This is a genomic window from Niallia sp. FSL W8-0951 (assembly GCF_038006525.1).
Taxonomy (GTDB): domain Bacteria; phylum Bacillota; class Bacilli; order Bacillales; family Cytobacillaceae; genus Niallia; species Niallia circulans.
In genome coordinates this window covers 984,723-1,010,191 of the sequence record NZ_JBBOVK010000001.1, presented here as the reverse complement: position 1 = coordinate 1,010,191, position 25,469 = coordinate 984,723, and the positions used below count along the sequence as shown (strand labels likewise).

Sequence of the window (25,469 nt, the reverse complement as noted above, 5' to 3'; positions counted from 1 at the left end):
TGAAAAATAAAACACTTGTACACTTCCTTTATTGATTTATATAACTCAATGATACCTTATCTTCTTATTTAACTCCCTGCACCTTTAGCTACATGAGAGAAAAACTTCCCTTCTATTTAAGAAAAGCCCCCCATAGTTTAAGTACCTTCACAAAGTGATATTTAGAATATACCAAAAAGATGAATCAAAAAGAATGAGTAGCAACTTTCATTTCATGCTGTCCATAAATCAAATCAGGTGACGTTAGAGATGTTTAAAAGGATAAAAAAATGCAACTAATAATATCAGCTGCATTTTTTTAATATATTCTTTGGACTTTTTATCTGTTACTTATGGTCATGGATTGAAATTCTAGCGGCTTACTCCCCTACCATACCGTCGTTATCATTATCGCGCATATATTTGTACAACCAATGATCACTTGTTATTGGCATGCTATATCCTGCTGCTTTTGCTTCTTTAATTGTTACTTGACCATCACCGTTTGTATCCACAGTAGAAATATCCTCTTTCTTCTTCGAACTAGCTGATTCAGAAGACTTACTGCCAGTTAATCCAAGTGATTTATTTACTTCATCAGGGTTCACATTGTCGAATTCATCCTTAATGACATTTCCTTTTATTGTATAGGTATACTGATATCTAGAAGGAATCTGCGTTTCTGTATTAGGATATGTGATGATTGCTTCAAAGTTCGTGGCTCCACCTGCCTTACGGATTGCGTCTTCCATATAAGCTTGATCACCATGGCGGTTAAGCGTACTATCTTGTGGGGTAATATTATAAGCATTCGACACTCCCCCAAGTGAATCTGCAATGATATGTCCTTCATCTAAATCTGCTCTCTCGACACCAGGAACCTTTGCTTCATCAGAGTAGTATCTGCCAGACGATGTTACTGGTTCCTTATTGTCATCTTGTAGAATGATTTCTTCAGCAATGACACGGACTAGCTGCCCATGCTTATTCGTAAATGCCCAATATTCACGATCCCCGTATCCAATATCAACAACAACATTCGGTTCACGATGACCAGATAAATCACCGCCATCCACTTCAATAAGTTTGTATCCTTTGAACAGTTCATTTTTTGATTGGGCTGCTGCTTCCTCTACTACTTGTTTTTCAGTCGATGTTTTTTCTGTTTCACTATTTTTGGTAGTTACTTCTTGTGAATCAGCTTTCCCATCTGTATTCGATACATCTTCTACGTTGGAACAACCAACTATAAAGATAGCAGTTAAAAGTAAGATTAAATAGTTCATTTTCTTTTTCATGTTAAGACTCCTCATGATGTTTTCTTATTATTCATTCTAGAAATTTTCAACTTATACAGAATTAACAATGTTAACCTGTTTAAAATAGTATATTACAATTTTAATATTATTACAGTAAATACTTAGATTATGTAGTATTAAATTCAATAAAAGATTTGGAGAGATATTACATTATTTTTTTCTAATTAGAAGTTTCACTAGTATTTGCTTTTCGATTCAACAAAAGATGCTATTTGATTAATTTTAGTACTGAAATAGGCACTATTCCAAGTCAGAAATTGTCCCCTTTAATATTACCTAGCATCTACAGTAGAAAATTTCTTTTTGTTTACTTTAACCAAGGTAAAAGATAATAAAGCAGAAATAAAGATTAGGATGGAGGCAAATATATAAACGGCTCTTATTCCAACAAAGTCAGCAATGAAACCTATTAGAAAAATGGATAAACCTGTAACAGTTGATAATAGAATACTCTGTGATGCAAATACCTTGGGTAAGTCTATGGTTTGAATATTTATTTGAAATGCAGTTTGTTGAGCCACATCTCTTATTTGGTAGGCTGGACCCATTGCAATACAAAGCAGAAGAGCCAATATAGGACTACTGGTCAGCCCATAAATTAAAGTAAAAATACTAAATACTAACGAACCAACTGCCATACTAAGTATCAAGTGCTTCTGAATTATTTTAGCTATGAATATGGTGATTATCCCCCCTAAAATAGCACCAACATAATAGCTTGCATTAATAAAACCCCACCATTGCTCTCCTTGGTTTAGGGCTTCTTTTACATACACCAATGTTATTGCCCCAACCCAAATGGAACCTGCCATTCCCTCAATAACATCCATTAAAGTAACCATTCTAAGCGTCTGATTATGCCATAAAATCTTCCATCCTTCATTCATCAGCGCCCACTTGGATTTATTTTCGACAGGAACTTCCATATTAGAAACGAAATGTTTTGATGTAATATATAAAGCCAATACAGAAAGCCAAAGCAATACTACATTAAACGCCAAAGTAGAATTATGTCCCCAATTTATTACTGCAAAACCTGTAAAGCTGTAACCCGCTATTTGAACAGATTGAGTTGTGATGGATAGTGAACTGTTAGCTCTCACAAGATTTTCCTTTGGTACAATTTTAGGTGTAACAGAGTTAAGTAATGGGTTTCCCCATCCTTCCATAAAAGATATAACTAAAATAAATAGAAGCAAAACATAAATATGATTCGTTATCGGCATAAAACCGAGTAGTAAAAAAGAAAGTAATAATGCTTTCAACCCCTGAAGCTTTAACATTAATTTAGTGAAAGCAAACTTTCTATAAATTAATGGGGATGTTAGACCTGCAGTTAAATTAGCCAAAGCCTTGAATAAAGGAAACAATGAGGACATTAATGCAGATTCCGTTTTTTGATATATGTAGGTGGTAATGACCATAATGTAAATGACATCCGCTAAGGCTATGCTTGTCTTAGCAAACCAGAAACTATAAAAACGTATACTATTCATACTATCTCCTCTCTTGATTAATCGAAAACAACCCTATGATTATATCATTAAAATACAAGTTTTTCCTTCTTCTTTTTGTTTATTGCGCACATATCAAACGATTATATATCCATTCCACCGCATAAAAACGCAGCTTTTATACAACCTGAAAGTTAACTTAAACAAGTAGTCAACTTTTTTAGTTACCTTATAAAATTACGCTCTTACTTCTTCATTACTTTTTTAAAGTGGAAAAATTCATATTCTGTATCTGGTTTCGTTTCATCCACTTCAAAGTCTGGGCCAGGGTTACCTCTATGCAAAAATTCCACAATATGAAAACCACATTTATTCACATAAAAGTGAATATTGCGTTTTTCAAAATAGGGTGTATATAGCTCCCAAACTTTTGTTTCTGGGTATGCTGCCTCTATTGCTTGCCACGCTTTTGTCCCGATTCCTTTACCATGGGCATTCGCATTCATATATAAAAATACAACTTCATTATGCTGTGTGTCTTCATCAATCTTTAACACTGCTCCACCCAGATTTTCTCCGCTCATTACGAGATGATAGATCGCTGCATCTGGTTCTGCGAGCATTTGCTCAACATCCTTTTCAGATGGAACCGGTGCTATTTCAGCTGGATTGTCATGCTCTGGAAAACTATCCTTTAACCCTTTTAAGAAAGCTTCGTGTAATTCCTGCTTAAAATCAGCCAGCATATACTTCTTTACCGGAAGAAGTGTAACGTTTTGTTCCATATTACCTATCATCCTGCCACGTCCTTTCCACACTTCTTTGTGCTTTACCTTATTAATTATCCTCCAAGTACAGAGCAGAACTATAGTAAAAGGTATATAAATACCTAATCTACTTCCCGTTCACTGCATGTTTATATATAAAAGGAAGTCATCTTAAAATGGCTGTTGAAGTGATCAATATTAGATCTTATCCTAGTAATCAGCCCACGCCCCCTTATGCAAAAATCTTTTGCCCGATCTTGCTCCTTATTTATGTAATCGGTACTTTTCCTTTAAACTTGAAACACCATATTTGCTCGTTCTTTTGGATATTCTGTGTTTACATAATAATCCTCTGCCTTCCAATATCTATTCTTAAATTTATTTAGATTCTGCTGCGTTTCCTTGCTTTCTCGTGCAAATCTAGTTTCCTTTGAACAATCTAAATAGAGGATAAAATCGAAAAACTCTCTCCATTCTTTCCGTTGTAAGAAAACTCCTTCTATTATGATTAAGTCAGTATGCGATAAGGAAATCGTTTCTATTTGGTGGGTATCATCGTCTGAATTATATTTACGCAGCTGTAATTCTGTTGTCTCTTTTAGTTCCTTAAAAAGTGATTCTCGTAACGTATGGACATCCCATTGTAAATGATAGTATTCATACCATTCCTCATAGCCGGTATGATAACGCCGATTTTTTTCTACAATATAATCATCTATGTGTAAAACTGTTACAGAAAATCCTTTTTCATGGAGACTTGCTTGTAGTTTTTTCACGATGGTTGTTTTTCCAGACCGGCTTAACCCGTCTATCCCAACCACAACTCTTTTCCCACTTGCGGGTATTGGAATGCTTGCTGCTATAGCATTTATATGATCTTGCAAATTAGTCCCTCTTTTCCTTTAGAGCTGTTTCACTAAATTTGTTATCATTCTCTCATTCTTCTTTATCATTAGATTTTAACAGACCAGTCTGATTACATCCAGTTTTTTGGAAAATTCCTCACCTATTAGGTATCTCTTTTTTCAATCTAGAAATCAATTATTTTTCTCTTTTTATCATCTGACCTCTCCTACTTCAATTAAATAAGCGTTTTAAATTTCCTAATCTAAAGCAATGGAGACCAAAACTTTTTGGTCTCACTTTCTCTTTTACTAAAAGGGGATGCTTGCTGCTTTTCTTTTGTAAAATTCTATTAAACTTTTTTCGTTAATGGAAACAGTACACAATCTTTAATTGTCTCACTGTCTGTTAATATCATTAAAAGGCGTTCAATCCCAAATCCCCAACCAGAAATTGGCGGCATTCCATATTCCATTGCCAATAAGTAGTCTTCATCCATTTCCATTGCCTCTAAATCACCGCCGCTTTTCAAAACAGCCTGTGCCTCTAATCTTCTTCTTTGCTCAAGAGGATCCACTAATTCAGAATATGCATTGATAATTTCAGCTCCATTTACTACTAATTGAAAGCGATCCGTAATTGCGGGATTATGATCATTTGCTCTTGCCAAAGGTGACAAATCAATAGGATGATTGATTAAAAAAGTTGGCTCTATTAGTTGCGGACGGCACATTTTTTTATATAACAAATCGATAAAGTTCCCTCTTCCTAAGGTCTCGATATTGTCTTGTTCTAAATAGATACTTCTCCGCTTTGTTTCTTCATACAAGTCATCTACATTGGGAAATAAATCAATATCAATGCCTGTATCTTTTAGAATTAAATCCCTAAAGGAGACGACTTTCCAGTCTAAAGAAAAATCAATGGTTTTTCCTTGGATGGAAATAACGGTTGTATGAAAAACCTCATTCAGCACATATAGAAGTAAATCACGCATGAGTGCCATTGTATCCTCATAGCTCCAATAAGCCGCATAGCCTTCTACCATCGTAAATTCTTGAAGATGCTGAGGACTGACTCCTTCATTTCGAAAGCACTTTGCAAGCTCAAATATTTTAGTAAAGCCTCCTACTATTAATCTTTTTAAGTAAATCTCTGGTGCAATTCGTAAATTTAATTCCGAATCCAATGCATTATGATACGTTCTAAATGGACGAGCTAATGCCCCGGAAGAAGTATGCTGTAATATAGGTGTCTCCACTTCTAGGAAATCTCTTTCTTCTAAAAATCTCCGAATTGCACGGACTAACTTTGTTCGTGTTAACATTCGTTCTTTTGTTTCCTTTGTCATCATCAGGTCTAAATAACGTTGTCGATAACGGGTCTCTACGTTGTTTAATCCATGCCATTTTTCTGGCAGAGGATGCAGAGCCTTTCCTAGTAAAACATATTTTTCGATCCGCAGCGTTTTTTCCTTTGTTTTTGTCGAATACATTTTTCCTTCCACACCAATAAAATCTCCTACATCAAAATAGTTAGCGAAAACATTGGCTGACTGCTCTCCGACCTCTTCTTTTTTCAAAAGCAGCTGCAGACTTCCTTGAATATCTGAAATCGTCAGGAAGCTAAATTTACTAAACTGGCGAATCCCCATGATTCTTCCTGCCACTCGCACTTCTTCTGTGCCATCCTCCAGTAAAGCTGCTTCATAAAGTTCATAATTTGTCTCATATCTTTCTGGATATACGAAAACTCCCTCTGATCTTAATGCCGCTAATTTTTCTATTCTCCGTATTGTTTGTTCCTGGCTCATTCTATGGCCCTCCAGTCCTTTTATTGGATTTTTTATTTATTCTATATAAAATAAAAAAACTCCCACCCCCAAGATTATTCATCTTGAGGACGAGAGTTATTATTAACTTCGTGGTACCACCCCAGTTTATTGATATGTTGCCATATCAACCTCTTCGGGTACGGCAATTAAAAAATTGGTTATACCCTATCTCTATAACGGGAGATCCCGTCGCAGTATCACAAAGAGTGTTTCTTTGATCCGTGCGAAAGCTCCAAGTCTTTTTTCATTAAGATTCTTATTACTCCTTTTCACCAGCTGGAGCTCTCTTTAAATAATAAATCAAAATTACTCTTCTCTTCTTAGCCAACTATTCCGTATTTATTTTAGAAAATATTACCTTAAATTAGATTTATAGTCAATAGTTACAACTAAAGATTACTTGTATACTAGTTTTTTTATTTTCATTATAACTGGCTCTAAAGCAGTTATACTATTTGGCCGAGATATCTCACTTATAAATTTCGTGAATTCTTCCCCACATTTTAGTAATTCTTTTAGAAATAATTGCTCTTCAAATGCGAATTTTTTCTGCTTGTTTCTTATACTGAACAATATTTGATTTTCTGGCTTTGTGTTGATTCTTTCCATTTTCCAAGTCTGATCGTTCATAAAATAACTCGTTTCTCCGCTGCCATTTTCCAAGTATTCTAACATCATTCGCAGCAAACCAATCCACATTAATTCTACATCATCGCTGTTTTCCTCTGATGTTATATTATGATTATAATATGTGATATGGATGAAGCCGTCTATATAACCATTGTTTCGCACTTGATAGTCATTTGCTATGCTTATTGCTTTCTCTTCTGTAATAGCAATTTTTTCCCTTTGCGAATTAAATATATATGTATGTATATTTATCACACTCTCTCCTCCTTAAACGTTAAAAGAGAATATCCACCACTTGAATATTCTCTTTTATTTCCCTATTTAAAAAGTAGGCAAATTATCTAAGTTATTTTCTTTAATCCCATCTGGTTCACTACGAATAATATCCCTGCCATATTTATGAAAAACATCCACATGCGCTAATTTTCCTGCTTTAGCTTCATCAAGGGCAGTAATATAATCTAATTCTCTACCACTGCTCGTTTTAAAAGCAATAATATCATCATCCTCATTTTTACGAACAGCGACAATTTGTTCTACATTAGGATCTATTTCTTCGGCCGCTTCTTTTTGAGCTTGGCCACTTGCTTGCTGCAAGTAATTATCGTATATTTTTTGATAGTCTTTTTCATCCATTATAGCCACCTCCAAACCATTAGTATGCTCTGGAGTTTTCAAGTTATGTATCATCTATCTTTCATCATGGTTAATCAAGTATTTTTCTTTAAAGCTCGGGCTTAACTGACTCCACACATCAAATTTATTTCCATCAAGATCGTAAAAAACAAAATTGTTGCCTGTATGTCCTCTATCCTCAATATCGTCAACCGTAACACCTTTTTCTTTTAAGGAGGAATGAAGTTTCTTTAATTGGTCTATCCCATCAACTTCAAATGTCAGGAAGAAATGCTCATTTCCTACGTCATCTTGAAAGGCTGCTTTTTCTCCTTTTTCCGCTTTAACAAGAAAGAAACTTTGATTCGCAAAATCTAAAATAGCTTTATCTTCATTTCTGAAATTTTCTCTTGCTCCTAATTTTTCTTGATACCAGTTTGAGGCTAATTCTGGATTTTCAACTGGCAGATAAATCGTTCCCACTCTGTGGATGATTGTATTCATTATTTTTCTCCTTTTCGATAGAATAGCTTGCTTTTATATTCGACGAAAAGGAAAATATATCCTCTTCTTTGTATGTGGTTTGGCTGATATCTTGTTGCTTTGGCTGATTTTCCCGCTGGTTTGGCTGATATCTTTTTACTTTGGCTGATTTCCTCGCTAGTTTGGCTGATATCTTTTTACTTTGGCTGATTTTCCCGCTAGTTTGGCTGATATCTTTTTACTTTGGCTGATTTTCCCGCTGGTTTGGCTGATATTTTTTTATTTTGGCTGATTCCCTCGCTGGTTTGGCTGATATTTGGTTACTTTGGCTGATTTCCCCGCTGGTTTGGCTGATATTTTTTTACTTTGGCTGATTCCCCTGCTAGTTTGGCTGATAAATTTTTAGTTTGGCTGATTTCCCCGCTGGTTTGGCTGATATTTTTTTATTTTGGCTGATTCCCCTGCTAGTTTGGCTGATATTTTTTTATTTTGGCTGATTTCTCCGCTGCTTTGAATAATATTTCACTATTCTGCCCCATTGCAACGTAAAAAAAGCTTCCCTTTTATTTAAAGGAAAGCACCTAAATGTTAAATCCATTTAGTTATTTTATCGTGGACAAGATTACTAGTTAATACTGTTTCTATTGCTGCGGATAACTCAATTGGAAAATTAATCTTTTCCTTACTATTTACAAACCTGATTCCTTTTATTTTATCCATTTCATTCATCGAAGGTATTCCGCTAACAGACTCTGCAAAATAGAAATAGCCCTTCCATTTAGTATGTCCGAAATAAAAATCTCCTTGGAAAACCTCTGTAAGTTGATGAATATAAAGAGCGATTTCTTCTTGTATTTCTCATTTTGCACACTCTAAAGATGTCTTCTCCTAATTCCTGTTTGCCTCCTGGGAAATTCCAATTGTTTGCTCTATCTTGAATTACTAACATATGAAGTCCTCATCTTTTATAAGGACACGAGAAAATACCTTTTCCATATAATCACCTCTTTTTACACAATATCCCTCTCTATCTTTTTCTCTCCATTAGACTATTTTGCTTTATACTGCTTGTTATTTGCGCATACTGCACTTAGTACCAAAGAGTCCTAAAACTTAGGAATATTAATTAATGAATAGAACGATTAGCATTAAGATTCCCTTGAGATAGAATTAAACTTCAAATATCACTAAAGAACATTTCCACATAATATTCTATTTCCTTATCGTCACGTATAATAGATAGCATATTCTCAATACCTTCAGAAGAGATTATCCCCATTTTATTGAAATGATTAGCATAATTTGCTGCTATTTCCTTTATTTCAAGCACTGAGCTCTGTAGAAGATTTATTAACTTCTGCTCAATAAAGCCTTCATTCCCTTTCATATTTATACAGAGATAGTCTAAAGCTAACATCACTTGCGGTATGTCGTAAGTTGACAAGGCTGATTCAACATTATTTAGGTTCCAATTGATTGTCTCTGGCTGAAGATAAGTTTCTTCATCTTCTTCATTCTCCATTTCTGCTTCGACAGAGTATAACTCACTTAAGAATGTGGAAAAATCAGGAGCCAGGTTAATAATCTGTTCCATTTCTACATCAACAAAGATAATTGGTGGTTCTTCTCTTACGTTCCTGTAATCAAATGCAATCCAAGAGTGCCCATCTCCACTAAATAAGACAATATTATCCGGCAAACCCCACTCTTTAATAAGGTATTCACTATTTAATATGCCCTCTTCTTCTGCTATACCGAAAATATGGTCTACATTGATATGGTCTTCTGCCCATGAATTAGGGACTTTCGAGGGAAAGGCATTGAATTTAATAGATCCACCATTCTGTTTCTGCAGTAAATTAAGATAAGATAATGGCAGCTTAATATTTAATTGTTCTTCGGCCTTTTTTATAAGTTTATCTGTTAATGGAGCTAGCCTATAGTAATCATCATCTTCTTGCCATATATTATTTAACATTGATTCTCTCCCAATATCATTTTTTAATTTCCATAATTTTAGATATCCTTTTCACACTACTACGTAGCCACTAACTTGTATTCTCTAACCAGAGTGAGAAACCCTGCTTCTGCCAAAAAAGTCCTAAAACATAAACAATACTATTCTTTTTGAAATAACCAAATTTCTTTATCCCAGCTAATAATTTACTTCACAAATAACTTCCCTTTTCGCAATGCTTGTGCTTCTAACTTATTTTCTTCCATAAGACATCCAAACGAAAAAGACATTAATCTTTTTTAGATCAATGTCCTTTATGTTTAGAATAACCTTCGAAATTTCTTATGGTAAATCCTTGCTTTCGGGCATATTCATTAATGGCTCGAAGTAATTTATTTTTAGCGATAGAAAAAGACCCGTGAATTTCTCTCTTATCATCTATAACATACTCTACATAAACGATGAAATTTAAAAGATCCATTTTCCGAATGACAAATTCATTGCATTCATATTCTCCACATCTTATATTGCCATTATAAATAAAATCAATAATGCCGTCATAAAACTCTTGATCTGAAATTTCTACTTCTAAAAATGATTGCAGTATCCCTTCCATCGTATATCATCCCCTTGTAAATTCTCCCCTTTTATATTCTTTGTTCTCTCGTTGTACTCCTTCTTCAACATAAGTCATTTAAGTAAATATTGGACAACTTTTGTTTTCCAAACACCATATCCTATCCATGCACCTAACATATTTAAGATAAAATCATCAATATCGAAACTCCCTAATCTTGTAACTACTTGAACTACTTCAATAACTATTAGCAAGAAACTCATCGAAATAGTAAATCTGCTAAACTTGTTTAAATGCTTGAATAAATAAGGTAAGTATATACCCATTGGCATAAACATCATAAAATTACCAAATAGATTTTCAATAGGTATATACATATTCATACTTCCGTCAAATATTGCTAGAATATAGGTAGTTATCGTTTTAAATGGAACAAAATTGGATGAGTTTTTTATATATTCTATCCATGATATATCTGACCAGAAGATCGCTCTTGTGCCTAAGAATAATAAATATACTAATGCTAATAAATAAAACACGAAACTTATCTTTAGAGCTACTTTTCCTATTTTCTTCATTTTCCCCTCCATTACCTTTCTATGTTTGTAAGCTGCATACCTTTATTTACTCTCTTTCAATGATTAGACGATCCTCAATCAAGGTAAGTTTTACCTCTACTAATATTTGTTTATCCCAGCATAAAAAAAGGCTTCCCTTTTAACTAAGGAAAGACCTGTTAAATCCTACAAACGTGCCCTTTTAATGGTTTATCTCTTTGAACTTCAAGGGTTATCTGCCTATTCTAGTTCTTCTTGCTTCATATAAAATGCCATTGCTTGGTTAAACCATTGTTGTTCTTCTTCCGTAAAAGGAGATGGTGTCATATTTTCAATTTCTTGAATATCAAGTTCTTCCATATTAGTATCAGCCAGCTTTTGCATCAAATCCTCCCCAAGAAATGCCAAGGATGCTTCTATATAGGTCTTTATCATTTCTTGGACTTCTGGATCCTCTACTGGTTTACCATATAATCGTTTTACTTTTTTAGACATCTGAATATATGTTTTATCTAAAGTGATTTTATCTTCTTCCGATTTCTTTGATAGCTCTTCAACAACATCTGTTAACATATGACGCTCCATCCACTCTTCTTGGATATATTCGGTACGCATGCTATGAATGAGGCTAAATAAAACAGCACTATCTACTTCTCCTTCTTCCTTGACTAGCTTAATTACTCTTTTAATAGATTTTATGGATTGTTCAATTTGTTCTTGTTCTTTTTCTAACACTTGCAATTGGAGAGACAGACTTTCATTCAAATCAGTAGTAAAACTTGATTCATATAACAAATTAGCGATATTATCTAGACTATATCCTAGAAATTTTAGGCTAAGAATTTTCTGTAAGGTTACAATATCCTGATATTTGTAAATTCGGTGACCGGATGATGGATTCTTTTCGGGTCGTAATATACCAATCTCATCATAGTAATGTAAAGTAGGAATTGATACTCCTGTCTTTTCTGAGAATTCCCCAATCGAAAACTTGTTATTTTTGTCCATTAAAATTCCCCCTATTCAAAGTTTAATTTCATTATAACTCCTCAAGTAACTGGAGGTTCAAGGGAGAATTGGAAAAATTCTACCTAATGGTTGGCGATTGCCGAATAAGTTAAAAATCCCCCAACTTATAGACTGGGGATATACTTCTTCTAACAACAAATAACCCCACTTTCTGGATGGCTCTCATCCATCCAATAAGTGGGGTTTTATCATTTATTCTTATCCAGCTTACTCGCCTAAATCCACATTGTGGTATACTTGCTGCACGTCATCTAAATCTTCGATTGCATCAATCATTTTCTCAAATTGCGCCTGTGCCTCTGGATCTAATGTTACATCGTTTTGAGCAAGCATTGTTAACTCGGCTACAGTGAATTCTGTTACACCAGCTTGTTTAAATGCTTCTTGGACAGCGTGGAATTGATCTGGCTCTGCGTATATAATAACAGAATCTTCTTCTTCCATGATATCACGGACATCTACATCTGCTTCCATTAGTAGCTCTAATGCTTCTTCTTCTGTTTTTCCTTCTACACCGATAACAGCTGTTGCATCAAACATATAAGAAACAGATCCACTTACTCCCATGTTTCCGCCATTTTTGCCAAATGCCGCACGAACATCTGAAGCAGTTCTGTTTACGTTATTTGTTAAAGCATCAACGATTACCATCGAACCGTTAGGGCCAAAGCCTTCATAGCGAAGCTCGTCATATGTTTCTTCGGAACCGCCTTTTGCTTTTTCAATCGCACGATCAATAATGTGTTTTGGTACACTATATGTTTTTGCACGCTCTAGTACAACTTTTAATGCTTGGTTAGATTCTGGATCTGGTTCCCCTTGTTTAGCCGCTACATAAATTTCACGTCCGAATTTTGCATAAATCCGACTAGTATTTGCATCTTTTGAAGCTTTTTTGTCTTTAATATTGTTCCATTTACGACCCATTATGAACACTCTCTTTCTGCTTATACATTCAACTTATTTATTATAGATAAAAACACGGTACTTCTTCAACTTTTAGTTACTGTATTTAGGCGCTTATCTATCTGTCATTACTTAAAGCCACTAATATTATACATGAAATGACCATTTTATTCAGCTTTTTGAAAAAAACTTTGTGGCAAACCTTGGACATTTTTAATGGGAATGCAAAAAAACTTGCAACCAAGGTTACAAGTTTTTACGATCAATTACTGTTTTTGCACAAATAGCTTTTCTCTGGTTTCTTTCGCTGCCTCTACCATTACTTCAAGTGCACGAATCGTTTCTTCTTCATTTCTAGTCTTCAAGCCGCAATCAGGATTAATCCAGAATAATTGTGGATCCAAAACACCTAAGGAGTTTCCGATTGTTTGCGTTATTTCTTCTTTTGTTGGCACTCTAGGACTATGTATATCATATACACCAAGGCCAATTCCTTTCTCATATGTTTTATTTGCAAATGTTTGAATAAATTCACCGTGACTTCTCGAAGTTTCAATAGAAATGACATCCACATCGAGGGCATCAATAGCATCGATAATGTCTTCAAAATTCGAATAACACATATGGGTATGAATTTGTGTTTCCTTTTCCACAAAAGTGGTAGCAAGTTTAAAAGAATAGACGGCAGTATTTAAATAGCCCTGCCACTTTTCTTTTTTCAATGGCAGCCCTTCACGAAGTGCCGGTTCATCTACTTGGATCATGCGTATATCGTTTTTCTCCAGCTCCTCTACTTCATTCTTAAGGCTGAAGGCAATTTGTTTGGCAACTTCTGATCGTGAAATATCATCTCTTACAAAAGACCAGTTTAAAATCGTAATGGGCCCTGTCAGCATTCCTTTCACAGGCTTATTCGTCAGGCTTTGGGCATAAACCGTTTCTTTCACCGTCATTGGATTCACATAAGCAACATCTCCATATATAATAGGCGGCTTCACACAGCGGGAACCATAGGATTGAACCCAGCCAAATGTTGTAAACTGAAAACCAGCTAGTTTTTCGCCAAAATATTCAACCATATCGGTTCGTTCGAATTCTCCATGTACCAATACATCTAATCCCAAGTCTTCTTGTATTTCCATCCATTTTTTTATTTCTGCTTGAATAAAAGTCTCGTACTCCTCATTCGTTATTTCTCCTTTTCGCCATCTCAAGCGTTCTTTTCGTACTTCCTTTGTCTGCGGAAAACTTCCGATTGTGGTGGTTGGAAGAATTGGGAGTTTAAAAGCTTCTTGTTGTGCTTGCTGTCTGATTTTTGCATTTTCACTTCTTTCCACTTTATCAGGAAGCCATTTTAATTCTTCTTGAAGGTGTTGATTATTTCTTGCTGAGGAGGCATTCAATTGACCGATTGCTTCTACGCTTTTATTGATTTCTGCTTGAATGACTGCTTTTCCATTTCTAATTCCTTTTGTTAATGCATTTAATTCTTGCAGTTTTTCATCTGCAAAAGAAAGTGCCTCTTTTAAAATGGGAGCAATTTGCTCTTCCTTCACTGTTACCGGTACATGAAGTAAGCTTGATGACGGCTGAATAATTAACTTATCACTTCCGACCGCTTTCTGTATCTCTGTAAGCAGATTCCATTTTTCCTCTAAATTAGCTCTCCATACATTTCTACCATCAATAATGCCTGCCGCTAGGATTTTATCTTGGGGAAATCCGTATTGCTGGATAGATGCTAAATTCTCTCCATCATCATGAACGAAATCTAAACCGATTCCTGCAACAGGCAACGAAACAATTGTTTTATAATCTGTTACAGAATCAAAATAGGTTTGTAGAATTATTTTTAAGTTTGGAGCCGCTTCTCGCAATGTTTGATATATTTGCTGCGTGATCTCCCATTCTCTTGCTGTGACATCTGTTACTAAATATGGTTCATCAATTTGAAGCCATTGTACCCCTTCTGCTTCTAGCTCTTTTAAAACCTGCGCATATAAAGGAAGATAGGATGCCACTGTTTCTGCAAGCTTATCTTCTTCATAGCCTTTTGCTAATTTCACAAAGGTCAGCGGTCCTAATAATACTGGTTTCCCTTCGATTCCTAATGCTTCTTTTGCTTCCCGATAAAAAAACAGCGGGCGATTCTCCGTTAATGTTGGTGTTCTCTCCCCAAGCTCTGGCACGATATAGTGATAATTTGTGTTAAACCATTTTTTCATGGCTGCTGCTACAGCAGTCGGATTTCCGCGAGCTATCTGAAAATAAGTTTGTAACGGGACCCTGCCCCCATCATAAGCAAATCTAGCTGGCACTTGCCCAAACATTGCAGCCGTATCTAATACATGGTCATAGAAACTAAAATCACCAACTGGAATCAAGTCAATTCCTTGAAGCTTTTGCTTTTGTAAGTTTTTCAATCGAAGGTTTTTCGTTTCTTGTAAAAGCTCTTCTTCGGAACACTCTCCCTTCCAATAACGTTCCAATGCTTTTTTCCATTCTCGCTTTTCTCCAATTCTCGGATAGCCTAAATTAGAACTTTTGTACATTTCTTTTCCCCATTTCTTATTTTTTCTCAGCCAAAAGTTAGTAAAAAAAGAGTCTGACATCCACATTCTCTTCAGAAGCTTCCTACTTTCTTGCTTCTTGGATAAACAGTGGAGTCAGACTCTTATGAGATTTTCTCTCATTTTAGTCCAGCACTAACTAGAGTTGAGATACGCTTTATCCCAACACATGGTCTCCCTCCTCTATATCCACGTAGAGTAGCTTACTTACAAAATAGGCAGGTCTCCTGACTTAGAATCATCACTCTTTCTCCCCTTCCCATCTAAAAAAGACAGTGGATATTGAGAAATTGCTCCTCCTTACAGTGGCGGGACCGTGCCGGATTCTAACCGGTCTTCCCTTTTAAGCTATGAATACTTCATTCACAGCACCTATTTGCGCTATTCAATTGTCCTGTGCAAAAATAAAAAACCTCCCTTTAAAAAAAAGAGAGGTTTCACCTTGTATCCTTATCCCCCTCTTATCTTTCAAAGCATAATAGCTTTGCTGGAATTAGCACCTTTTCTTTAAAAAGAATGGTTGCTGAGGCTTCGACGGGCCAGTCCCTCCACCTCTCTATATAAGAGTTTTTATTCGATTTTGAATTAACAAAATATTAGCACGATAATTTCTTGTTGTCAATTCTTGTTTTATAGACGTTGAAAGTTTTTTTACTTATTTTGGATACGTAAAATTTTTATTCTCTAATATTTCATTTCCTTCTTTTACCTCTTATTTTTCTTGTTCCCTTCCTTGTTTACGAACGTTTGTTCTGATATGATGAAACCATTAAGGAGATGATGAATACGCAATCGAGGCTCGATTAAATGGACATCGCTGCTGCCGCCGGAGCATGTTTCAAAGTATAAAAGAGATTTTAGAGTAACCGGAAAAAATAACAATTCTCATTTTAGAAAAAGATAAAATGCAGAAATGGAGCTACTCTTACTAGAAGGACTCGAAAATAAGCTTTTGCTTCACTACGATATTTTTAACAATGGAACGATTGATCGTTTAAATGGCAAAACCACCTAAAACAAGAGTTTCGTATTCAAGGATAAGAATAATCATATGCACTCTATTCCTTTTCACAGCTTAGTAAACATACAAAATGATTAAAAAAAGGAGCATTACCGTGTTTGATTATGACCAATTGCCCAATAGAGCGATTCTTTGCGTCGATATGAAAAGTTTTTATGCGAGTATTATAGCGGTCACTAAAGGTTTAGACCCTCTAACCTGTCATCTAGTTGTTGTCGGCAATACCGATCAAAAGGGCAGTGTCGTACTTGCGGCATCTCCAGCTATGAAGAAGGATTTTAAGATAAAGACTGGCTCCCGCCTTTTTGAAATACCAGATGATCCAAGAATTCTCGTAAGTAATCCCAAAATGGAACTATTTATTCGGGTGTCAACGGAAATAACGAAATTATTTTTTCGATATGTCCCTGTTACTGCTGTCCATACCTATTCTGTCGATGAAAGCTTTCTGGATGTCAGTGGAATGGAAAAAAGCTTGGGCACACCTTTCCAAATAGCACAAAAAATAAAAGCCGATATTATGCGTGAGTTTGGGCTGCCTTCAACGATCGGCATCGGCCCAAATATGCTTATGGCAAAGCTTTGCCTCGATTTAGAAGCCAAAAAGGCAGAAGGTGGTATAAGCAGATGGACTTATGAAGACATTCCAGATAAATTATGGCCTATCTCCCCTTTACGCGATATGTGGGGGATTGGGAAGCGAACGGAAAAGACATTAAATAATATGGGAATATTCTCTGTTGGTCAACTTGCACACTATGATTTAGGATTACTAGAGAAAAAATTGGGAATTATGGGCAATCAACTTTACCATCATGCTTGGGGCATTGATTTATCGGAAATTGGCGCACCTATTATGCAGGGACAAATCAGCTATGGGAAAAGTCAAATTTTATTACGGGATTATAAAGAGATTGATGAAATCAAATCGGTTCTTCTTGAAATGTGCGAAGATGTTGCCAAAAGAGCACGAAGTAATCACCATGCAGGACGCACGGTTACATTAGGCATTTCTTACAGCAAAGATGAATTCGGCGGCGGTTTCCAGCGCTCACGAACAATCGAAAATCCGACTAATGTAACCATGATTATTTATCAAGTTTGTCTTGAATTGTTTCATGAAAATCACCGAGGACAAACCGTTAGACAAATTTCTGTTTCTATTACAAAATTAGAGAATGATGATGAAATGCAATTAGATTTATTTGATACAGGCGGCTGGAAAAAAAGAAAGCTTGGATATGTTGTCGATACTATTCGAAATCGCTATGGATCAACTGCCCTCTTACGTGCTGTTTCCTACACTTCTGGCGGTACAGCCTTGCAGCGCGCACAGCTGCTTGGCGGTCATAAAAAATAAACAAAAATGAGGTGCATCAAATGTTAAAGCAAATTCGCTTAAAAAAAGAAAATATCCCATCAAAAAGTGGCTATCCTTTTACAATCCCTGCTATTAGCCATTTCAGCTCCCTTGATTTTCAAAATAAAGTGACTTTTTTTGTAGGGGAAAATGGTTCTGGAAAGTCGACCTTGCTTGAGGCAATTGCCTATCAATGTCAATTTAACACAGCAGGCGGCGGAAGAAATAACAGTTATGATATTCATGCTTCTCAATCGGATTTAGGAGAATATCTGCAGCTATCTTGGTCTCCGACTAAGCTCACCAATGGATTCTTTCTGCGGGCTGAATCCTTTTATCAATTTGCCACCCATATTGATCAACTAGAAAGTGAAAAAAAGTATGTGAGCTATGGTGGAAAGTCCTTATTGCAGCAATCTCATGGCGAATCCTTCTTATCCCTCTTTCTCCATCGTTTTAGAGGGGAAGCCATTTACTTGCTGGATGAGCCCGAGGCTGCGCTATCCCCGCAGCGGCAATTAAGCTTTCTCCGCATCCTCCATGATTTAGCTGAAACGGAAGAATGCCAATTTATTATTGCCACCCATTCTCCAATTCTATTAGGGTATCCAAGTGCAACAATTCTAAGCTTCGACGGGGACCAAATCGAAGAAATAGCATACGAGGATACAGAACATTATCAGATTACTAAATACTTTTTGCAATATCGGGAGAAAATGTTAAAAGATATATTTACAGAAGAAGAAATGTAAAAAAACATATATAGGATAATCTAATCAAAGTAAGTAAATAGTATAACTATCTAATTACTTCCAGGAGGATGTTATGCTTGGATTATTACTCTCTGTCTTTTTATTTAACTTGATTGCTTATAAAACAAATAAAAAGTTAACAGTAAATCAAATCTTACATATATGGATCTTCACGATTGCATTTCAGCAGCTATTTGACTTATATATTGATATTGGATATCATGCCTACTGGTACTTCAGCAAAACCGAAGTAGATTGGGAATCCATCATTCATATTCTATTTTTAGTACCGCCTGTAAATATTATTTTCTTAAACCTTTATCCGATGAAAAAGCGGATTCTAAATAAAATTTTGTTTATTTTCCTATGGAATTTTATCATTGTGGGATACGAGTGGCTTACTTTACTCCCTTCTCCATGGGGATTCTTTCATTACGGCTGGTGGAAACTCGCCTACTCCTTTCTTATTAACCCGTTCTTATTATTTATTTTAATTAAATATTATAAGCTAATAAATAAGCTCGAGAAGAAATCCTTTTTGGCGTAATTATAAAGAAAGCGCGTCCTGGTTGGGTTGCTACTCGGCTTTTTGTTGGGGTTTTATTTGGTTTGGCTGATATTTCTGCAGGTTGGCTGATTTCCCCTCCACTTTGGCTGATATTTCTGCAGGTTGGCTGATTTCCTCTCCACTTTGGCTGATATTTCTGCAGGTTGGCTGATTTCCCCTCTACTTTGGCTGATATACCCTGCAGGTTGGCTGATTTCCCCTCCACTTTGGCTGATATATCCTGCAGGTTGGCTGATATAGCGGCAATTCATCCTGTTCCCTGCCGCTTTTGGCGGTATACCAAAAAATCCATCTCTTTTTTCCTGCCACATTCATGAATATAATCGAATATATATCTGAAATTAGTATTTACGCTCGTCTTATTTCCTTATTTGACAATAAATAGGTCTATAAACTCATTTTTTTTACAAAAACATTAAAAAATCATGACTTTATACCTTGAATTAACAGAGGAACATGGTAGAATTAAATTTGGGCAAATTTTACGAAAGTAAAAGACGCAAAGCCACGGGCCTAAAGCAAAAATGCTATGGTAGCCGGGTTGCCAAGATTATCGTATATCTTGTTAATAAATCTTCCTGTCTAATTTGCCTTATAAAATTAGAAAAGAGGAATGTTAATGTTTTACCCAACTGTAGTAACGGATGAAAAGCCTTGTCTTAGACATGTTGTAAAGGACAAAAATTATTGTATGTGTGGATCAAAGTATAAATCATACTCCACCTTTAAAAAATCAGACTTTAAACGAATTGAATTTAAACAGTTAACTGATATCACCTGTCCTTACTGCCAATCCATCATTAATTAATGATGGATTTTTTATTGTCTACTGTTCCTTTCCATTCCCTTTGCCAAATCAGACTTTATTCTCCACATTTCCCGACTCTACTGAGAATAAAATTATTAAATAGACGAAAACTAAAAATGATTCATATTTAGGAAAATTTCAAAATGGGGATGGAATCCAATGTCGATTGTTATTTTAAGAATTTGTATGGTTCTGATTAGTTGGGGAAGCTTGTTTTTTCTTCCTAAATCAGCAGTTAAAAAATTTCTTCCGGTTACTTTTTTCTCTGCTTCTATCCTTTTAGTTGAAACGCTCTTATCACTTATCTTTAAATGGTGGGAGGTAAAAGGCGGATTAAAATCATTGGTCGCAGACGCATTAGGGTTTATATTCGGACCTTTCGCCGCCATTAATATTGGGATATTTCATTTCACATATAAAAGATTCCTTGTGTACACACTAGTAAACTTAATCATGGATCTTATTTTTGCGTTTCCACTAAATTCCTTTTTTCAAAAAGCAGGCTTTTATAAATTAAAAAAATTCACATCCATTCATTTATTCTTAATTGCATATGGCCTCTCTTTTCTTAATTACTGGTTTCAAAAATTTATCATCTCCGATAAAAAGATAAGGACTGCTTCTTAACGAGCAGTCCTTATCTTTTTAGTTATTATTTTCCCATTCGGCAATTTCTTTACGGACAATCGGGGCAACTTCTGTTCCAAGCAATTCGATTGAACGCATCACTTGGTCGTGTGGCATGCTGCCAACAGGAACATGAAGCATAAAACGTGTGATTCCTACATTTTTGCGCAGAGCAATAATTTTATCTGCGACTGTACGCGGATCTCCGACATATAAAGCACCAGTTTCACTACGAGCTGCATCAAAAGTTTCTCGCGTATATGGTTCCCATCCTCTTTCTTTTCCAAGCACATTCATTGCATATTGAGTGGATGGGAAGAATGCATCTGCTGCAAGCAGTGTATCTTCTCCTACAAATCCATGAGAATGAGACGCGACTGTTAACTTTTTCGGATCATGACCGGCATGCTCCACTGCACGGTAATACAGGTCGACAAGCGGGGCAAAGTTTGCTGGGTTCCCTCCGATTATTGCTAACACTAGTGGCAATCCAAGAATCCCAGCACGTACAACAGACTCACTATTTCCTCCACTTCCAATCCATATTGGCAGTGGATCTTGTACTGGCCGTGGATAAACACCACGATTCTGAATAGCTGCGCGATGCTTTCCACTCCAGGTTACTTTCTCGGATGCTTGCAATTTTAAAAGCAAATCTAATTTTTCATCAAATAATTCATTATAATCATTTAAATCATAGCCAAAGAGCGGAAATGATTCAATGAAAGAACCACGGCCGGCCATAATTTCGGCACGTCCATTTGATAGCCCGTCCAATGTTGCAAAATCTTGAAACACGCGAACCGGATCATCAGAAGAAAGAACCGTCACCGCACTTGTTAACCGAATCTTACTTGTCTGTGTGGCAGCTGCTGCTAAAATAAGCGCAGGTGCGGACGCGGCATAATCTTTTCGATGATGTTCTCCTACGCCAAAAACATCTAATCCAACTTTATCTGCTAAAATAATTTCCTCCACTACTTGGCGAATTCGCTCTGCATGACTTACTACCTTCCCTGTATGCGGGTCTGGAGTTGTCTCTACAAATGTACTTATTCCTATCTCCACTATATATATATCCTCCTTAATAATGACAAAAATCATCCCTTCTTCTCTATTAAAACAGGAGATGTCTCGAATTACAACTATTGTGTTAGCGAAGAAAAAAGTAATGAACTTCTGACTCACTTCCCTTACAATGAAAGAATATACATAATCTAACCGCGGAGGGATACATATGTTTGAACATACAATTGACGAAAATTTAGCACTACGAGTGTTCCGTTTAGACGATGCCGAAGAATTTTTTCAATTAACAATGAAAAATAAAGCTTATTTAAAGAAATGGCTCGGCTGGCTTGATTATACGCGAACAGTGGAAGACACAAAAGAAAATATTCGGCAAAGACTTCAAGGAATGCTGGAAACTGGTGGCTATCCAAAATCCACCGCCATTCTCTATAAAGGAAAAATTGCTGGAACCATCGGCTTCAATGAGATTAACCGTACGAGTAAGATTGGCGAAATTGGCTATTGGTTAGGAGAAGAATATCAGGGAAAGGGAATTATGACAAAAGCATGCCAAGCGATCATCCATTATGGCTTCACTGAATTAAAGCTTAATCGTATTCAAATTGCAGCAGCAAGCGAAAACAAAAAAAGCAGAGCACTTCCAGAAAGACTTGGATTTACAGAAGAAGGCATTATCAGACAAGCAGAATGGCTTTATGACCATTATGTTGACCATGTTATCTATGGTTTGCTGCGTGAAGAATGGGAAAACTCAAAATAAAGGACGGGATACCATGTTTTATAAATTAACTAGAGAACAGCAAAATGCGATGATTGCAGACATTCAATACTTCTTTTCTCAAGAGCGAGAAGAAGAAATCTCGGAATTTGCTGCCGAACGGTTGTTAGACTTTGTGAAAGAGTCTCTTGCTCCCCATTTTTATAATGCTGGAGTAAAAGATGCAAGAAAAATCGTAGAAGAAAGAGCCAGCTCTCTTGAAGACGAATTATTGACACTTGAAAGACCTATTAAATAAAAAGGAAAAGGGTTGGCTCACTGCCTTCCCCTTCTTTTCTTTCTTTTTCAAAAACTACCTCCATTGTTAAAGACTACTCCACCGTTTCTTGCATATTCATGAACAAATTGGTTGATAATCCATTTGGAGTATTCCACTCAATCCTTTAACGGGAATGGAAACAAATTGATAGGCAAACATATAATCAGCTCCTCCACGTTTTTTAGCGAATCACCGAAAACCCCCTTCTCTCTTCGATCTCCCTCGCTTTATACGTATTCACCTCATCAGTGGTTTTCTATACGCTACGATTTTTTTCCCTAACTTCACATATATATCATCATTATGCGCATATTATAAAACGAACAAATGTTCTCAAAAAAGTATTGAAAAGAACGTCTGTTCGTTTTATTATAATAATATAAGGAGTGTGTTTGCATGATTAAAGACCGTGGAACAAAAAAATGGGTAGCAATGATGCTGCCAGAACATGTTGCTGCTGTGAAAGAAGAGCTATTAAATGAGAAAAAAATAAAAAAACCAGAATTGGATCAAGAAAAATTAAATGATATCGATTTGCTTATTCACGAGGGAATGGAATACCATTTATTCCTGCAATTTTCATTATTTAAAAATGGATTTATCGAAACACTCATTGGCAGAACTGTTTTTATTGACTACTTAAAAAAAGAACTTCGGATAGAGGACGAAACCAATGTTATTCACTACATTCCATTCCATCTATTAATCGATGTGGAACGCCTATAATTTAAAGGAAATCACCATGAATAGACTATCAAAGGAAGACATAAAAATACTGGAACATCTCATATATTTGCCTCTCTTACTAACTGTTTTAGAAAGAGATTACCAGCAAGCAAAAACAACTCCCTTTAAACTTAATCAAGTCTATCTAAACTTAATCGAACATACGATGAAAAAAGTCCAAGATGATTTAAAAGGCTTCAGAGAAAAAATGTATAGAAAGAAAATAAAACTACTAAAAGGCAATGTGGATAAAAACTTTACCGAGTATCATTACTATGTAGCCAACTATCACGAAGTTCACCGATTTGCCAATACAGAATTAAAAGCAAATACAGAAAAGCTATTATCTTACTATTTATTTAAGGAAAATGCCATTTTTTAAGTTGCCTTAAATAAAATCCTGAGATTAATGGTCATGAAAAATGGACTCCATTTATCTCAGGAATCAATTTTTTAGTCTACTTAAATATACTAACAATCAAATCCCTCATAACTGGGATATCTGCTTCCTGCTTTACTCTAAATAAATGATCCGCTTCCCCTTCTGCTGGATCTCCCCCTGTTTGTTTATGCTGACGCTCAAGAACCTCTTCGTAAGTGGCCGCTGTTCTTAAACGTAATTTATCCCGCTTACTTTTAACTATTCTCTCCTTTAGCAGCTCTATCGGCAGATCAAAATGGACAAGAATCGTCGTGAAACCAAGTGTTTTATAATATGGAAGCAGTTCTGCCCGACTTTCACGATCGCGATTGCTATTACTCAAAATAAGATGGCAGTCAGAGTGATGGACGGCATAATCAACAATTGTTTTTGTGAGGGCATGCTTAATAAGATTAGGCCCCTTTTTTGGCAAAAGCTTTTCATAATAGGTCTGCAAAAATTCTGCATGATTATCTTGATCAATGACAATCGCGTTTTCAAGTCTGCTTTTTAACGTTTGCGCAAAAGTGGACTTTCCGCTATGTGTCATGCCCACTGTCATAATGACTAATCTTTTCATATTCCCCCTCCATTAGCTAATGCTTCCTTCACTCTAACAAAAATCATCAGCTTTTCCTATCAAAAAATTTCCAACTCTCCCTAGTTCAGAATAGATTCAGCTACTTTTGGAATCATAAAAGCGATATGCAGATTATCAAAAAGGAGCTAGATGATGTATGTATTTTTATAAAGAAGATTTAATCAATATGATCGTCCCTGACAAACCAGATCCAAATGCAGCAAAAGTATTGCAGGAGGCATTAGGCGGACAGTTTGGAGAAATGAGAACACTAATGCAGTTCTCTTTTCAAAGCGCTAACTTCCGTGGAAAAGCAAAACAGTATCGTGATCTTATCCGCGGTGTATTCTTGGAAGAGCTTAGCCATGTAGAGCTTGTACAATCCACTATCAATCAGCTTCTAAACGATTCTGGTGGTAGCATGCCAGGAAATATGGCAAGTGATGGAGCTCCTTTAGATGATGTCATTAAAGGCGGGGCAAACCCTCACCATTATATAATTGGTGCAAAAGCTTCTCTTCCTGTCGATGCAGGCGGAAATCCATGGAATGGTTCTTGGGTGTACGACCATGGAAACCTCGTTGCTAATCTTCTCAATAATGTGATGTTAGAATCAACAGGTGTACTTCAAAAATCAAGAATTTATGAAATGAGCGATAATAAGACATTAAGAGAAACGATTGCCTTTTTAATCGTTCGTGATAATGCTCATCAAAATGCTTTTGCCAAAGCATTAGAAACATTAGGAGTAAATTGGGGGAAAATTCTGCCTGTTCCAAACTACGATATTAATAAATATCCTGAATGTCGCAAATATGTAGAGATGGGCTTCCATAATGCCCAATTTAATTTCCGCCTAGACGACACGAGAATCGGTGAGATTTTTCAAGGCACAACCCCTAGCCGAAATAATGGCGATTTAAATGTTGTTCCACCACCGCAAGGCTATCCAGTTCCAGAACTGCCAGATATGCCAAATGAGCATGCATCAGGCCTTATGGATTTAAATAATTAAGC

27 protein-coding genes, 1 pseudogene, 3 riboswitches and 1 other annotated feature are annotated in these 25,469 nt (G+C 35.9%); of the genes and pseudogenes, 10 read left to right on the top strand and 18 right to left on the bottom strand.

Annotated features, from left to right (window positions below; translation table 11 throughout):
* Positions 1-359 precede the first annotated feature (359 nt).
* The 15 genes and pseudogenes from NSS71_RS04600 to metE all read right to left on the bottom strand — a co-directional run bounded on the left by NSS71_RS04600 (position 360) and on the right by metE (position 15,502).
* The gene (locus NSS71_RS04600; RefSeq protein ID WP_061800972.1) at positions 360-1,277 is read right to left on the bottom strand and encodes a DNA/RNA non-specific endonuclease; all 918 of its coding nucleotides are present in this window, start codon (positions 1,275-1,277) and stop codon (positions 360-362) included.
* A gap of 293 nt (positions 1,278-1,570) precedes the next feature.
* Complete coding sequence (locus NSS71_RS04595; protein WP_061800973.1) at positions 1,571-2,794, bottom strand: MFS transporter; 1,224 nt, start codon at positions 2,792-2,794, stop codon at positions 1,571-1,573.
* Between the two features lie 203 nt (positions 2,795-2,997).
* Positions 2,998-3,537 carry a GNAT family N-acetyltransferase gene (locus NSS71_RS04590; protein WP_341151319.1) on the bottom strand — a complete coding sequence of 180 codons (540 nt, stop codon included), beginning with the start codon at positions 3,535-3,537 and terminating at the stop codon, positions 2,998-3,000.
* Between the two features lie 272 nt (positions 3,538-3,809).
* A complete protein-coding gene (locus NSS71_RS04585; protein ID WP_341151318.1) occupies positions 3,810-4,403 on the bottom strand; it encodes a kinase in 594 nt (197 codons plus the stop codon).
* 311 nt (positions 4,404-4,714) lie between these two features.
* Complete coding sequence (gene lysS / locus NSS71_RS04580) at positions 4,715-6,175, bottom strand: lysine--tRNA ligase (protein ID WP_341151317.1); 1,461 nt, start codon at positions 6,173-6,175, stop codon at positions 4,715-4,717.
* 82 nt (positions 6,176-6,257) lie between these two features.
* Positions 6,258-6,527, bottom strand: a binding site (T-box leader).
* Between the two features lie 65 nt (positions 6,528-6,592).
* On the bottom strand, positions 6,593-7,081 hold the full coding sequence (locus tag NSS71_RS04575; RefSeq protein ID WP_341151316.1) for a hypothetical protein: 489 nt from the start codon (positions 7,079-7,081) through the stop codon (positions 6,593-6,595).
* Positions 7,082-7,147: 66 nt separating this feature from the next.
* A complete protein-coding gene (locus NSS71_RS04570) occupies positions 7,148-7,462 on the bottom strand; it encodes a DUF3892 domain-containing protein (RefSeq protein WP_341151315.1) in 315 nt (104 codons plus the stop codon).
* Positions 7,463-7,516: 54 nt separating this feature from the next.
* Complete coding sequence (locus NSS71_RS04565; RefSeq protein ID WP_341151314.1) at positions 7,517-7,945, bottom strand: VOC family protein; 429 nt, start codon at positions 7,943-7,945, stop codon at positions 7,517-7,519.
* Between the two features lie 567 nt (positions 7,946-8,512).
* Complete coding sequence (locus tag NSS71_RS04560; protein WP_341151313.1) at positions 8,513-8,653, bottom strand: hypothetical protein; 141 nt, start codon at positions 8,651-8,653, stop codon at positions 8,513-8,515.
* A gap of 787 nt (positions 8,654-9,440) precedes the next feature.
* A pseudogene (locus tag NSS71_RS04555) lies at positions 9,441-9,902 on the bottom strand (SMI1/KNR4 family protein); the annotation flags it as partial.
* A 283-nt stretch (positions 9,903-10,185) separates the two neighbouring features.
* Positions 10,186-10,497: a hypothetical protein gene (locus NSS71_RS04550; protein ID WP_095319991.1), complete on the bottom strand. Its 312-nt coding sequence runs from the start codon at positions 10,495-10,497 to the stop codon at positions 10,186-10,188.
* 74 nt (positions 10,498-10,571) lie between these two features.
* A complete protein-coding gene (locus NSS71_RS04545) occupies positions 10,572-11,036 on the bottom strand; it encodes a VanZ family protein (protein WP_341151312.1) in 465 nt (154 codons plus the stop codon).
* Between the two features lie 219 nt (positions 11,037-11,255).
* Positions 11,256-12,023, bottom strand: a complete 768-nt coding sequence (locus NSS71_RS04540) for a MerR family transcriptional regulator (RefSeq protein WP_047940163.1) — start codon at positions 12,021-12,023, stop codon at positions 11,256-11,258.
* Between the two features lie 228 nt (positions 12,024-12,251).
* Positions 12,252-12,971 carry a YebC/PmpR family DNA-binding transcriptional regulator gene (locus NSS71_RS04535; RefSeq protein ID WP_061800980.1) on the bottom strand — a complete coding sequence of 240 codons (720 nt, stop codon included), beginning with the start codon at positions 12,969-12,971 and terminating at the stop codon, positions 12,252-12,254.
* Between the two features lie 245 nt (positions 12,972-13,216).
* Positions 13,217-15,502, bottom strand: coding sequence for a 5-methyltetrahydropteroyltriglutamate--homocysteine S-methyltransferase (gene metE / locus NSS71_RS04530; RefSeq protein WP_061801002.1), 2,286 nt, complete (start codon positions 15,500-15,502; stop codon positions 13,217-13,219).
* 218 nt (positions 15,503-15,720) lie between these two features.
* Positions 15,721-15,911, bottom strand: a riboswitch (cobalamin riboswitch).
* A gap of 67 nt (positions 15,912-15,978) precedes the next feature.
* Positions 15,979-16,087: riboswitch (SAM riboswitch) on the bottom strand.
* 596 nt (positions 16,088-16,683) lie between these two features.
* On the opposite strand from metE, the gene NSS71_RS04525 reads away from it, so the two are divergent.
* From NSS71_RS04525 to NSS71_RS04515, 3 genes are all read left to right on the top strand, one after another.
* Positions 16,684-17,901 (top strand): Y-family DNA polymerase, encoded by a 1,218-nt coding sequence (locus NSS71_RS04525; protein ID WP_369988621.1) that lies wholly within the window; start codon positions 16,684-16,686, stop codon positions 17,899-17,901.
* 20 nt (positions 17,902-17,921) lie between these two features.
* Positions 17,922-18,653, top strand: coding sequence for an AAA family ATPase (locus NSS71_RS04520; protein ID WP_061800981.1), 732 nt, complete (start codon positions 17,922-17,924; stop codon positions 18,651-18,653).
* Between the two features lie 73 nt (positions 18,654-18,726).
* Entirely contained in the window at positions 18,727-19,200 is a 474-nt protein-coding gene (locus tag NSS71_RS04515; protein ID WP_095319988.1) for a hypothetical protein, read from the top strand.
* A gap of 53 nt (positions 19,201-19,253) precedes the next feature.
* Here the strand turns inward: NSS71_RS04515 and NSS71_RS04510 are convergent, their stop codons facing one another.
* Entirely contained in the window at positions 19,254-19,472 is a 219-nt protein-coding gene (locus tag NSS71_RS04510; RefSeq protein ID WP_341151311.1) for a hypothetical protein, read from the bottom strand.
* 213 nt (positions 19,473-19,685) lie between these two features.
* A riboswitch (cyclic di-GMP riboswitch) is annotated at positions 19,686-19,770 on the top strand.
* Positions 19,771-19,840: 70 nt separating this feature from the next.
* Here NSS71_RS04510 and NSS71_RS04505 point away from each other — a divergent pair.
* Together NSS71_RS04505 and NSS71_RS04500 are read left to right on the top strand one after the other, a co-directional pair.
* A complete protein-coding gene (locus NSS71_RS04505; RefSeq protein ID WP_141231309.1) occupies positions 19,841-20,029 on the top strand; it encodes a hypothetical protein in 189 nt (62 codons plus the stop codon).
* A gap of 159 nt (positions 20,030-20,188) precedes the next feature.
* On the top strand, positions 20,189-20,656 hold the full coding sequence (locus NSS71_RS04500) for a hypothetical protein (protein WP_047940157.1): 468 nt from the start codon (positions 20,189-20,191) through the stop codon (positions 20,654-20,656).
* Between the two features lie 18 nt (positions 20,657-20,674).
* Here NSS71_RS04500 and NSS71_RS04495 read toward each other — a convergent pair whose 3' ends face one another.
* Positions 20,675-21,724 carry an LLM class flavin-dependent oxidoreductase gene (locus NSS71_RS04495; protein WP_047940156.1) on the bottom strand — a complete coding sequence of 350 codons (1,050 nt, stop codon included), beginning with the start codon at positions 21,722-21,724 and terminating at the stop codon, positions 20,675-20,677.
* A 169-nt stretch (positions 21,725-21,893) separates the two neighbouring features.
* Here NSS71_RS04495 and NSS71_RS04490 point away from each other — a divergent pair, with 169 nt between their 5' ends.
* The 4 genes from NSS71_RS04490 (at position 21,894) to NSS71_RS04475 (ending at position 23,833) form a co-directional block, all read left to right on the top strand.
* On the top strand, positions 21,894-22,448 hold the full coding sequence (locus tag NSS71_RS04490) for a GNAT family N-acetyltransferase (RefSeq protein WP_047940155.1): 555 nt from the start codon (positions 21,894-21,896) through the stop codon (positions 22,446-22,448).
* A gap of 13 nt (positions 22,449-22,461) precedes the next feature.
* The gene (locus tag NSS71_RS04485; protein WP_047940154.1) at positions 22,462-22,704 is read left to right on the top strand and encodes a DUF2164 domain-containing protein; all 243 of its coding nucleotides are present in this window, start codon (positions 22,462-22,464) and stop codon (positions 22,702-22,704) included.
* A 417-nt stretch (positions 22,705-23,121) separates the two neighbouring features.
* Positions 23,122-23,451, top strand: a complete 330-nt coding sequence (locus NSS71_RS04480; RefSeq protein WP_047940153.1) for a YolD-like family protein — start codon at positions 23,122-23,124, stop codon at positions 23,449-23,451.
* Positions 23,452-23,467: 16 nt separating this feature from the next.
* The gene (locus tag NSS71_RS04475) at positions 23,468-23,833 is read left to right on the top strand and encodes a hypothetical protein (RefSeq protein WP_095257475.1); all 366 of its coding nucleotides are present in this window, start codon (positions 23,468-23,470) and stop codon (positions 23,831-23,833) included.
* A 76-nt stretch (positions 23,834-23,909) separates the two neighbouring features.
* On the opposite strand, the gene NSS71_RS04470 is transcribed toward NSS71_RS04475, so the two are convergent.
* Positions 23,910-24,452: an ATP-binding protein gene (locus NSS71_RS04470; protein ID WP_328283567.1), complete on the bottom strand. Its 543-nt coding sequence runs from the start codon at positions 24,450-24,452 to the stop codon at positions 23,910-23,912.
* 157 nt (positions 24,453-24,609) lie between these two features.
* On the opposite strand from NSS71_RS04470, the gene NSS71_RS04465 reads away from it, so the two are divergent.
* On the top strand, positions 24,610-25,467 hold the full coding sequence (locus NSS71_RS04465; RefSeq protein ID WP_047940151.1) for a manganese catalase family protein: 858 nt from the start codon (positions 24,610-24,612) through the stop codon (positions 25,465-25,467).
* Positions 25,468-25,469: the final 2 nt, after the last annotated feature.